Genomic DNA, 10,302 nt, shown 5'->3' with positions numbered 1-10,302 from the left:
CTGAGCGCCGCCCCCGGCACCGGCCCCGCCGGCCCCGCGCCGGCCCCGTCCCCGGCTGCCGGACCGCACCGCGCCCCCGCCGGAACCGGAACCCGCCGCACCGCCCGACCGGGCCCGCTGCTTCGGCGGGGTCGGCTGCGGTACCTCGATCACGATCGCGACGCCCGACGGCTCACGGGCGCCCGTGATGCGGCCCAGCTCCGCGTCGCTGGACGTGACCCGCGTGGTGCGCGGCGCGATGCCCGCGTCCTGCATCAGCCGGGTCATCTCGCGCTTCTCCTCGGGCAGCACCAGCGTGACGACGCTGCCGGACTCCCCGGCGCGCGCCGTGCGCCCGCCGCGGTGGAGGTAGTCCTTGTGGTCGGTCGGCGGGTCCACGTTGACGACCAGGTCGAGGTCGTCCACGTGGATGCCGCGGGCCGCGACGTTCGTCGCGACGAGCGCGGTGACCTCACCGGTCTTGAACTGGTCGAGCGTCCGGTTGCGCTGCGGCTGGGAGCGCCCGCCGTGCAGGGCGGCCGCCCGTACACCGCTGGCGAGCAGCCGCTTGGCGAAGCGGTCGGCCGCGCGCTTGGTGTCGACGAACATGATCACCCGGCCGTCACGGGCGGCGATCTTCGTGGCGACGGCCTTCTTGTCGGTCTCGTCCAGGACGTGGAGCACATGGTGCTCCATCGTGGTGACCGCACCGGCGGACGGGTCGACGGAGTGCACGACCGGGTCGGTGAGGAACATCTTGACGAGCCGGTCGATGTTCTTGTCGAGGGTCGCCGAGAACAGCATCCGCTGCCCGTCCGTCTCGACCTGCTTGAGCAGGGCGACGACCTGCGGCATGAAGCCCATGTCGGCCATCTGGTCGGCCTCGTCGAGGACGGTGATGGAGACCTCGTCCAGGCGGCAGTCGCCGCGCTCGATGAGGTCCTTGAGCCGGCCCGGGGTGGCGACGAGGACTTCGGCGCCGCGCCGCAGGGTGGCGGACTGCTTGGTGATCGACATGCCGCCGACGACGGTGGCCATCCGCAGGTTCACCGCGGTCGCGTACGGGGTCAGCGCGTCGGTGACCTGCTGGGCCAGCTCACGGGTGGGCACGAGGACCATGGCGAGCGGGGCGCGCGGCTCGCTGCGGCGGCCTGCGGTGCGGGCCAGCAGCGCCAGGCCGAAGGCGAGGGTCTTGCCGGAGCCGGTGCGCCCGCGGCCGAGGATGTCGCGGCCGGCCAGCGAGTTCGGCAGGGTCGCGCCCTGGATCGGGAACGGCTCGGTGACGCCCTGCGCGGCGAGGGTCTTGAGCAGCGCGGCGGGCATGTCCAGGTCGGCGAAGGCCTCGACGGACGGCAGCGCGGGGGTCACGGTCTCCGGCAGAGCGAACTCGGCGGGCTGGGCGACAGCGGGCTTGCGGCGGGCCGCGGGCTTGGAGCCGCCCTGGTTACGGGAGCGGGGTGCGCCGCCCCGGCCGGTCGAGGGGGTCTGGGCCGCGGCGCCCTGGCCACGGCCTCGGCCACGGGCCGGACGGGAGCGGGGGGTGCGGTCCTGGCGTTCGGAGCTGGTCATACGGAATTGCCCTCCTGGGGGATTCCTGGGCAACTGCCGAATGGGTTTACTGCGATGTGCCGGCCCGGCCGTCCGGGTGCGCCCCCAGGATGTGCGCACAGAACGGGTTGTTGCGACAGGTCGTCGCTCGGACAGCACAAACCGGGGCCCGCACCTTCACGGTGCGGGCCCCGGTCAGCGAGGTACGCGTCCGGCAATTAGGCCGGGACGATGTTCTCCGCCTGCGGGCCCTTCTGGCCCTGCGTGACGTCGAAGGAGACCTTCTGGCCCTCCTGGAGCTCACGGAAGCCCGAGGTGGCGATGTTGGAGTAGTGGGCGAAGACGTCGGCGCCGCCGCCGTCCTGCTCGATGAAGCCGAAGCCCTTTTCCGAGTTGAACCACTTCACGGTTCCAGTAGCCATGTCATTCTCCTAAAAGAGGTGCAGTGCCGGAAATCCGCACTTTACGGATTCCAAGTCGCCGCATTGAGCCCCATCCGGAGAAAGCCGGAAAACAATAAAGCGCCTGAGGAAGCATTCCCGTCAGGCGCACATAAAGTTCATGGGTACCAAAACTGCAACGGGAAACACCCTAGCACGTCCTCTCCTCCGGCGGTGGATCGCGCCACGCCGCCGGAGGGAAAACTTGGCTGACCAGAGGGCGTGCGGAGGGGGCACGGCCGGTGTACGGGCCAGACGCCCCCAGGACCCTCGGAGCCGCCCGCCGGCCCCCTCAGAGCCGCTCGACGATGGTGACGTTGGCCTGTCCGCCGCCCTCGCACATCGTCTGGAGCCCGTAGCGGCCGCCGGTGCGTTCCAGTTCGTGGAGCAGGGTGGTCATGAGCCGGGCGCCGGTCGCGCCGAGCGGGTGGCCCAGGGCGATGGCCCCGCCGTTGACGTTGACCCGCTCGGGGTCGGCGCCGGTCTCTTTCAGCCAGGCGAGGACGACCGGGGCGAACGCCTCGTTGATCTCGACGAGGTCGATGGCGTCGATGGTGAGGCCGGTCTTCTTCAGGGCGTACGCGGTGGCCGGGATCGGGGCCGAGAGCATCCGGATCGGGTCCTCGCCGCGTACGGACAGGTGGTGGATGCGGGCCCGTGGGGTGAGGCCGTGTTCGGCGACGGCCCGCTCCGAGGCGATGAGCAGGGCGGCGGCCCCGTCGGAGACCTGGGAGGAGCAGGCGGCGGTGATGGTGCCGCCCTCGACGACGGGCTTCAGACCGGCCATCTTCTCCAGGGTGGTATCGCGGCGCGGCCCCTCGTCCGCGGTGACGTCCCCGTACGCGACGGTCTCGCGGGCGAAGCGGCCCTCGTCGACGGCGCGGACCGCCCGCCGGTGGGAGGTGAGGGCGAACTCCTCCATGTCCCGGCGGCCGATGCCCCATTTCTCGGCGATCAGCTGGGCGCCGTGGAACTGGTTGACGGGGGCGTCGCCGTAGCGGGCGCGCCAGCCCTCGCTGCCCGCGTAGGGCCCCTGGGTGAGGCCGAGGGGTTCGGCGGCCCGGCGGGAGGCGAAGGCGATGGGGATCTGGGTCATGTTCTGGGTGCCGCCCGCCACGACGAGGTCCTGGGTGCCGGAGAGGACGCCCTGGGCCGCGAAGTGGAGGGCCTGCTGGGAGGAGCCGCACTGGCGGTCGATGGTGACGCCGGGGACCTCCTCGGGCAGTCCGGCGGCGAGCCATGACGTACGGGCGATGTCGCCGGCCTGCGGTCCGACGGTGTCCAGGCAGCCGAAGACGACGTCCTCGACGGCCGCCGGGTCGACGCCCGAGCGGGCGATCAGCTCGCGCAGCACATGGGCTCCGAGGTCGGCGGGATGGGCGGCCCCGAGGCCTCCACCGCGCCGTCCGACGGGGGTGCGTACCGCTTCGACGATGTAGGCCTCGGCCATGGCTGCTGCTCCTCGGTGCGCTCGGGGTGGACCGGTTGCGGGTTACGTACGCAGGGCGATGCCGTCCAGCACCATCGATAGGTACTGGCGGGCGATCTCCTCGGGGCTGTGGTGTCCGCCGGGCCGGTACCAGGAGGCCGCGACCCAGACGGTGTCGCGGACGAAGCGGTAGGTGAGGCGGATGTCGAGGTCGTCGCGGAAGACGCCTTCGGCGACGCCGCGTTCCAGGGTGCCGAGCCATGCCTTCTCGAACTTCGTCTGCGAGTCGACGAGGTAGGTGAAGCGCGGCTGGGTGGCGAGGTGCTTGGACTCCTTCTGGTAGATCGCGACGGCGGGGCGGTGCCGGTCGATCTCCCGGAAGGACTCGGTGACCAGGGCCTCGATGGTCTCGCGGGGGCCGAGACCGGCCGCCAGGACCGCGTCGTAGCCCTGCCAGAGCTCGTCGAGGAAGGTGGAGAGGATCTCGTCGATCATCGATTCCTTGGAATCGAAGTGGTAGTAGAGGCTGCCCGCGAGCATCCCGGCCTCGTCCGCGATCCGGCGCACGGTGGTGGCGTTGTATCCCTGGGCGGCGAAGACCTCGGCGGCGGTGGCGAGCAGTTCACGGCGTCGCTCCGGCGTGGGGGTCACCTGGGGCTTCTTCTTGGTAGGCACCCGCCCATTGTCCGCCCGTGGCCCAGGTGTTCACGCAGGTGCTCACGCATGCTGGCTGCTGACGGGGACGACCTCGCCGGTCATGTACGAGGAGTAGCCGCTCGCGAGGAAGACGATCACGTTGGCGACCTCCCAGGGTTCGGCGTACCGGCCGAAGGCCTCCTTGGCGGTGAGTTCGGCGAGGAGTTCGGCGGAGGTGACCTTGGCCAGGTGCGGGTGCATGGCGAGGCTGGGGGCGACGGCGTTGACGCGTACGCCGTAGTCGGCGGCTTCGAGGGCGGCGCAGCGGGTGAGGGCCATGACGCCGGCCTTGGCGGCGGCGTAGTGGGCCTGGCCGCGTTGGGCGCGCCAGCCGACGACGGAGGCGTTGTTGACGAGGACGCCTCCGGTTCCGGCGGCCTTGAGGGAGCGCAGGGCGGCGCGGGTGCAGCGGAAGGTGCCGTTCAGGGTGACGTCGAGGATCTTCGTCCACTGGTCGTCGGTCATCTCGGTGAGTTCGACGGTGCCGCCGAGGCCCGCGTTGTTGACGACGATGTCGAGGCCGCCGTGGGTCTGTTCGGCGTGTGCGAAGAGGGCGCCCACCTGCTCCTCGTCGGTGACGTCGCAGGTCAGGTGGGTGACACGGTCGGGTCCGAACGTGTCGGCGAGGGCGTGGGCGCTCTCCTTCAGCCGGCGGGCGTGGGCGTCGCCGAGCACGACGCGGGCGCCCTCCTCCAGGAAGCGGCGGGCGGTGGCGCCGCCGATCCCGGCTCCGGCGGCGGCGGTGATCACGGCGGTACGGCCGGTCAGCAGTCCGTGTCCCGGCAGGTACGGCGGTGCGTTCATGGCCCGTTCCCCCGACTTCTCGACGGCGTGTGGGTCGTACGTTAACCTACCAAACACTTGTTAGGGAACACTGTCGGTGATGACGGAGACCGCGCGGGCCGACCGCGCGGAGAAGGCGGGCCGGTCATGGATCTGGCGCACACGGCACGGACGGAGTCCCTGCGGGCCGAGGCACGGGCCTGGCTCCGCGAGCACGTACCGGCCCGGCCGCTGCCCTCCCTGGAGACCGAGGAGGGGTTCGCCGCGCACCGGGCGTGGGAGGCGGAGCTGTACGAGGGCCGGTGGTCGGCGGTCTCCTGGTCGCAGGAGTACGGGGGCCGGGGCGCGGATCTCTTCGGCTGGCTGGCGTTCGAGGAGGAGTACTGGGCGGCGGGCGCGCCGGGCCGGGTCTCGCAGAACGGGGTCAGCCTCCTCGCCCCGACCCTGCTCGCCCACGGCACGGCGGAGCAGCGGGCCCGGGTGCTGCCGCCGATGGCGAGCGGCGAGGTGATCTGGGCGCAGGCCTGGTCGGAGCCGGAGGCCGGGTCGGACCTGGCGGCGCTGCGTTCGCGGGCGGTGCGGACGGAGGGCGGCTGGCTGCTGTCGGGGCAGAAGACCTGGTCCTCGCGGGCTGCGTTCGCGGACCGGGCGTTCGGGATCTTCCGGACGGACCCGGGGGCGGCGAAACCTCACCAGGGGCTCACGTACCTGATGTTCGGGCTGCGGGACCCCGGGGTCACGGTGCGTCCGATCGGCCGGCTGGACGGGAAGCCGGCATTCGCCGAGATCTTCCTGGACGAGGTCTTCGTACCGGACGAGGACGTCATCGGCGAGCCGGGCCAGGGCTGGCGGATCGCCATGTCGGCCACCGGCGACGAGCGGGGCCTCACCCTCCGCTCCCCCGGCCGCTTCCTGGCCGCCGCCGACCGGCTGACGGAGCTGTGGCGGGAGGCGGGCGACCCGGCGGACACGGCACTGCGGGACCGGGTGGCGGACGCGGTGATCGGGGCGCGGGCGTATCGGCTGTTCACGGCCGCCGCCGCGGCCCGGTTCGCGGCGGGGGCGTCGCTGGGGCCGGAGTCCAGCCTGAACAAGGTGTTCTGGTCGAGGTACGACATCGCGCTGCACGAGACGGCGCTCGACCTGCTGGGCCCGGACGCGGAACGGGCGGACACGGCATGGGCGGAGGGGTACGTCTTCGCTCTGGCGGGGCCCATCTACGCCGGGACGAACGAGATCCAGCGCGACATCATCGCCGAGCGGCTGCTCGGCCTGCCGAAGGGACGGCGCTGATGGGTTTCCTGCTCACCGACGAGCAGCGCGAGTTCGGGCGTTCCCTGGACACGATGCTGACGGCGGCCGACACCCCGGCGGTCCTGCGGGCGTGGGCGGCCGGGGACCACGGGCCGGGGCGGGCCCTGTGGGGGCGGCTCGCGGACGCGGGGGTGTTCGCGCTGGCGGTTCCGGAGGCGTACGGGGGTCTCGGGCCGCTCCCCGTGGAGATGGCCGTCGCCTGCGTGGAGCTGGGGCGGCACGCGGTGCCCGGTCCGGTGGCGGAGACCCTGGCGGCCGGGGTGCTGCTGGGCGGGGCGGGCGGCCCGGCGGCGAAGGAGTGGCTGCCGAGGATCGCGTCGGGTACGGCGGTGGTGTCGCTGCTCCTGGAGGGGCACGGGCCGTACGCGCTGGACGCGGACGCGGCGGACGCGGTGTTCACGGTGGCCGGGGACGAACTGCGGCTCGCGCCGGGCCCGGGTCCGTCGACGGTCTCGGTGGATCCGGCGCGACGGCTGTTCCGGCCGGAGCAGGGCGGCGAGGTGGTGGCGGCCGGGCCGGGGGTGGGCGAGGCGGCGCGGGCGGCGGGCGACCGGGCGGCGTTCGCGACGGCGGGCCTGGCGCTGGGCTGCGGCGAGGAGCTGCTGCGGGCGACGGTGGCGTACGTGAAGCAGCGCACCCAGTTCGGGGTGCCCGTCGGCTCCTTCCAGGCGGTCAAGCACCGGCTGGCGGACACGCTGCTCGGCCTGGAGTTCGCGCGCCCGCTGCTGTACGGGGCGGCGGTGGAGCTGGCCGAGGGGTCGGCCGGGGCCGGGGCGGCGGTCGCGGCGGCGAAGGTGACGGCGGGCGAGGCGGGGTACGCGGCCGCCCGCACCGCGCTCCAGTCGCACGGAGCGATCGGCTACACCGAGGAGTTGGCCCTCGCCTGGTGGCTGCGCCGGGCCCGGCCGCTGCGGGACGCCTGGGGGACGCCGTCCGCGTGCCGGGCCCGGGTGCTGGCGGGGTGAGCGACGCGGGGCCGGGCCCTGGGCGCCCACGAGGCGAGCGACGCTGAGCCGGGCCCGGGCGCCGGCGGGGTCGGCGACCTCGATCCGGGCCCGGGCGCCGGGCGAGTGAGCGGCCTCGATCCGGGCCCGCCCCACCCACCGGGGCCCCGTCACTTCCGGCGTACGGTGCGCAGCGGTCGGCCCGGCCGCCAGGACCGGATGACCAGCTCGTCGCCGTCGAGCCCGATGCGGACGACCTCGGTCAGCTCGGCCCGGAAGAGGTGGAAAGGCTCGGGCGGGGTGGCCTCCTCGATGAAGCGGGCGATCAGCTCCGGGTCCGTGATCTCCACGGCCCGGCCGCTGACCCGGACGTCGCCGTCGTTCATCTCGGCGTCGGGGCCCGGGTTGGCGTGGAGCGCGAAGCGCGGGTCGCGGCGCAGGTCCAGGGCCTTGAGCGAGTCCGGCATCATGCCGAGCAGCAGCTCACCGAAGCGGAAGTCGGCCTCCAGGCCGGTGACCCGGGGCGAGCCGTCCTTCCGCAGGGTGGCCAGGACGTGGTGCTTGTAGAGGCGGAAGCGGCGCTGGACGGTGTCGGCGAAGTCGGGTTCGGCAGCGGCGAAGCCGCCCCAGGAAAGGGGTGAAGAAGACGTCATGGACGCCATGGAACACCGGATACCCGACATCCTCCGTCCGGATTCGCCGGGCGATCACCGGTCCGAGAACGTGATCAGCACCGCCTGGCCCATCGTCCGCAGGACCCCGGGCGACGCCCCGGTCGCGAGCACCGCGTCGTAGCGGTCCAGCCGGACGTCGGTGCCCTCCAGCTCCGCCCCGTCGTCGAGGGAGAGGGCGAGCACCGCACCGCCCTCGGGCGGCAGCAGCCGGACCGTGCCGCAGACGACGGCGGTCTCCGCACGCGTACGCGCCCTGCGGTACATGACGTTGAGATTGACGACGGGTCCGGCCAGCAGGAAGCCGTCGGTGGGCCGGTCGCCGGGAAAGGCGTGCGGCCACAGCGGCTCGTCGACGATGTGGTGCTCGCCGCCGACGACGAGGTCCATTCCCGCGCCCTCGACGACGGTCAGAATGCGCTCCACGCCCGGGAAGGCAGAGAAGGGCCCGTCGGCGGTGACGTCGGCGAGGCTGACGCGCCAGTCGAAGGCGTCGGCTCCGGCGCCCTCGGGGCCGGTGGCGATCTCCCGGGTGAGCCCGCCGGCGTTCTTCCAGGGGGCAGGGGTCAGGTCGGCGGCGCGCAGGATCCGTACGGTCACCGCACGATCCCCTGCTCGCGGGCGGCGGCCAGCCAGAGCGGGAACTCGGCGACGAGCTGGTCGTACAGCTCGGAGTCCGGGACCTTCCGGGGGTCCAGGCCCGCGTGGAAGTACCCGGCGTTGTCGACGACCCGCCTGCCGGGGACGGCCAGCTCGTCGAGCTTGCGGAGGAAGTCGAACTGGCTGCTTCGCGTGTTGCCGAAACCGACGAACTGCCAGAACAGCGGCAGCTTCGCGGCCTTGCAGACGTAGCGTTCGGCGGCGAGCTTGTTGATCGGCCCGCCGTCCGTCTGGAAGACGACCAGGGCGGGCGCGGTGGAGCCGCTGTCGAGGTAGTGGTCGATGACGGCGTCCATCGCCAGGTGATAGCTGGTCTTCCCCATGTGTCCGAGGCCCGCCGCGATCTTCTCGATCCGGCCGTGGTGGTTGTCGAGGGCGATGTCGGTGACGGCGTCGACGTCGGTGGAGAAGAAGACGACGGGCACCGTGCCGTCGTCGTCGAGGTTGGCCGACAGGCCCAGTACCCGGTCGGCCAGCGCCTGGACGCTGCCGTCCTTGTAGTAGGGCTTCATCGAGCCGGAGTAGTCGAGGACGAGGTAGACGGCCGCGCGGTGGCCGCCGAGGCCGTGCTTCTCCAGCGAGACCCCGGCGCTCTTGTAGAGGCTCACGAGGGCCGGAGCCGTCTCCTCCACCTTGGTCAGGCTGATGGCCGGCCCGGCGGCCGTGTTCGTACCGCGCATGACGGCTCCCCCCGCTCTGCGTTCCGTGTTCTGCGGAGTTCGAGCGTAGGTCACGCCCGGGCCCCGGGCTCACGGTCCTCCGTACCGGTTCGCTATCTTGATCGCCGCCGCCCCCACCGGCCCCGTTGCCCACCCCCAGTGAAGGAGCCGGCCATGGAGGCCGCCGCCACCGCGTGTTACCGCCATCCGTCCTACGAGACGTATGTCCGCTGCACCCGTTGCGACCGCTACATCTGCCCGGACTGCATGCGCGAGGCGGCCGTCGGTCACCACTGTGTGGAGTGCGTGCGGGAGGGGCAGCGTTCGGTGCGGCAGGCCCGTACGGTCTTCGGTGGCGCGGTGTCCCGGGCGACGGCGCCGGTGGTGACGTACGTCCTGATGGCGCTCAACGTCCTGGCCTACCTCGGCGAGGTGGTCAGGCCGGAGATCGTGGACCGGTTCGCGGTGCTCGGGGCTGCGCTCACCGGGCCGGACGGTGAGCAGTACTACTACCGGGGGGACACCTTCGCCGGGTACCAGCTGACGGGCATCGCGGACGGCGAGTGGTACCGGCTGGTGACCGGGGCCTTCCTGCACCTGCCGCCGGACGCCTCGTTCGGGGTGATGCACCTGGTGTTCAACATGTTCGCGCTGTGGAACATCGGCCGGGCGGTGGAGGGGCAGCTCGGGCGGGCCCGCTATCTGGCGCTGTATCTGCTGGCGGCGGTGGGCGGTTCGGTCCTGGTGTATCTGCTGGCCCCGGACACCTCGACGGTCGGCGCCTCCGGTGCGGTGTTCGGTCTTGCCGCGGCGTACTGGGTGATCCACCGGCGGCTCGGCCGGGACATGGCGGCGGTCAACCGCTTCATGGCCGGGTTTCTGCTCTGGATGCTGATCTCGGCCGCGTTCACCTCGTGGCAGGGGCACCTGGGCGGGCTGCTGACCGGGGCGCTGGTGACGTACGGGCTCGCCTACGCGCCGGCGAAGCTGCGGACCTGGCCCGCGCAGCTCGCGGGCGGGATGGTGCTGGTGGGCCTGTTCGCGGTGGCGGTGGTCGTGAAGACCTCGGAACTGACCGGCGGCGGCGTCTGAGCGGACCGGCCCCGGACGCGCCACGGCGCCCGCTGGTGTCCGGTCGGGGACGGGCAGGCGCCGCGTTCAGTTCCGTACGCCGTTGTA

At 72.7% G+C, this 10,302-nt stretch carries 11 protein-coding genes; 3 read left to right on the top strand and 8 right to left on the bottom strand.

Going from position 1 to position 10,302, the window contains the following annotated elements; translation table 11 throughout:
• From G3I54_RS34200 to G3I54_RS34180, 5 genes are all read right to left on the bottom strand, one after another.
• A partial coding sequence (locus G3I54_RS34200; protein WP_164620620.1) for a DEAD/DEAH box helicase occupies positions 1-1,548 on the bottom strand: 1,548 nt, incomplete at its 3' end.
• Between the two features lie 197 nt (positions 1,549-1,745).
• Positions 1,746-1,949, bottom strand: a complete 204-nt coding sequence (locus G3I54_RS34195) for a cold-shock protein (protein WP_003969786.1) — start codon at positions 1,947-1,949, stop codon at positions 1,746-1,748.
• A 310-nt stretch (positions 1,950-2,259) separates the two neighbouring features.
• Positions 2,260-3,417 (bottom strand): acetyl-CoA C-acetyltransferase, encoded by a 1,158-nt coding sequence (locus tag G3I54_RS34190; RefSeq protein WP_164620618.1) that lies wholly within the window; start codon positions 3,415-3,417, stop codon positions 2,260-2,262.
• Positions 3,418-3,459: 42 nt separating this feature from the next.
• Positions 3,460-4,071, bottom strand: coding sequence for a TetR/AcrR family transcriptional regulator (locus G3I54_RS34185; protein ID WP_343240498.1), 612 nt, complete (start codon positions 4,069-4,071; stop codon positions 3,460-3,462).
• Between the two features lie 42 nt (positions 4,072-4,113).
• A complete protein-coding gene (locus G3I54_RS34180) occupies positions 4,114-4,896 on the bottom strand; it encodes an SDR family oxidoreductase (RefSeq protein ID WP_164620616.1) in 783 nt (260 codons plus the stop codon).
• A gap of 126 nt (positions 4,897-5,022) precedes the next feature.
• On the opposite strand from G3I54_RS34180, the gene G3I54_RS34175 reads away from it, so the two are divergent.
• Both G3I54_RS34175 and G3I54_RS34170 read left to right on the top strand, forming a co-directional pair.
• On the top strand, positions 5,023-6,168 hold the full coding sequence (locus G3I54_RS34175; RefSeq protein ID WP_164620614.1) for an acyl-CoA dehydrogenase family protein: 1,146 nt from the start codon (positions 5,023-5,025) through the stop codon (positions 6,166-6,168).
• The gene (locus G3I54_RS34170) at positions 6,168-7,154 is read left to right on the top strand and encodes an acyl-CoA dehydrogenase family protein (protein ID WP_164620612.1); all 987 of its coding nucleotides are present in this window, start codon (positions 6,168-6,170) and stop codon (positions 7,152-7,154) included. Before G3I54_RS34175 ends, G3I54_RS34170 begins: the two co-directional genes overlap by 1 nt.
• Positions 7,155-7,303: 149 nt before the next feature.
• Here G3I54_RS34170 and G3I54_RS34165 read toward each other — a convergent pair whose 3' ends face one another.
• Genes G3I54_RS34165 through G3I54_RS34155 form a run of 3 tightly spaced genes read right to left on the bottom strand, consistent with a single transcriptional unit; the run spans position 7,304 to position 9,144 of the window.
• Entirely contained in the window at positions 7,304-7,795 is a 492-nt protein-coding gene (locus tag G3I54_RS34165; protein ID WP_164620610.1) for a pyridoxamine 5'-phosphate oxidase family protein, read from the bottom strand.
• A 45-nt stretch (positions 7,796-7,840) separates the two neighbouring features.
• Positions 7,841-8,404, bottom strand: coding sequence for a HutD family protein (locus G3I54_RS34160; protein WP_164620608.1), 564 nt, complete (start codon positions 8,402-8,404; stop codon positions 7,841-7,843).
• Positions 8,401-9,144, bottom strand: a complete 744-nt coding sequence (locus G3I54_RS34155) for a VWA domain-containing protein (RefSeq protein WP_164620606.1) — start codon at positions 9,142-9,144, stop codon at positions 8,401-8,403. The genes G3I54_RS34160 and G3I54_RS34155 overlap by 4 nt, the downstream gene beginning before the upstream one ends.
• Positions 9,145-9,297: 153 nt before the next feature.
• Between G3I54_RS34155 and G3I54_RS34150 the strand changes: the two genes are divergently transcribed.
• On the top strand, positions 9,298-10,215 hold the full coding sequence (locus tag G3I54_RS34150; protein WP_164620604.1) for a rhomboid family intramembrane serine protease: 918 nt from the start codon (positions 9,298-9,300) through the stop codon (positions 10,213-10,215).
• The last annotated feature ends 87 nt before the right edge of the window (positions 10,216-10,302 follow it).

This window comes from Streptomyces sp. SID14515, from assembly GCF_010548505.1.
In the GTDB taxonomy this organism is placed as follows: domain Bacteria; phylum Actinomycetota; class Actinomycetes; order Streptomycetales; family Streptomycetaceae; genus Streptomyces; species Streptomyces caviscabies.
This window is presented reverse-complemented; position numbering and strand designations above follow the sequence as displayed.

What these genes read in the sequence shown, in the direction of transcription:
- G3I54_RS34195 (WP_003969786.1), bottom strand. Translation starts at nt 1,949, where the DNA reads ATGGCTACTGGAACCGTGAAGTGGTTCAACTCGGAAAAGGGCTTCGGC.
- G3I54_RS34190 (WP_164620618.1), bottom strand. Translation starts at nt 3,417, where the DNA reads ATGGCCGAGGCCTACATCGTCGAAGCGGTACGCACCCCCGTCGGACGG.
- G3I54_RS34180 (WP_164620616.1), bottom strand. Translation starts at nt 4,896, where the DNA reads ATGAACGCACCGCCGTACCTGCCGGGACACGGACTGCTGACCGGCCGT.
- G3I54_RS34175 (WP_164620614.1), top strand. Translation starts at nt 5,023, where the DNA reads ATGGATCTGGCGCACACGGCACGGACGGAGTCCCTGCGGGCCGAGGCA.
- G3I54_RS34170 (WP_164620612.1), top strand. Translation starts at nt 6,168, where the DNA reads ATGGGTTTCCTGCTCACCGACGAGCAGCGCGAGTTCGGGCGTTCCCTG.
- G3I54_RS34165 (WP_164620610.1), bottom strand. Translation starts at nt 7,795, where the DNA reads ATGGCGTCCATGACGTCTTCTTCACCCCTTTCCTGGGGCGGCTTCGCC.
- G3I54_RS34155 (WP_164620606.1), bottom strand. Translation starts at nt 9,144, where the DNA reads ATGCGCGGTACGAACACGGCCGCCGGGCCGGCCATCAGCCTGACCAAG.
- G3I54_RS34150 (WP_164620604.1), top strand. Translation starts at nt 9,298, where the DNA reads ATGGAGGCCGCCGCCACCGCGTGTTACCGCCATCCGTCCTACGAGACG.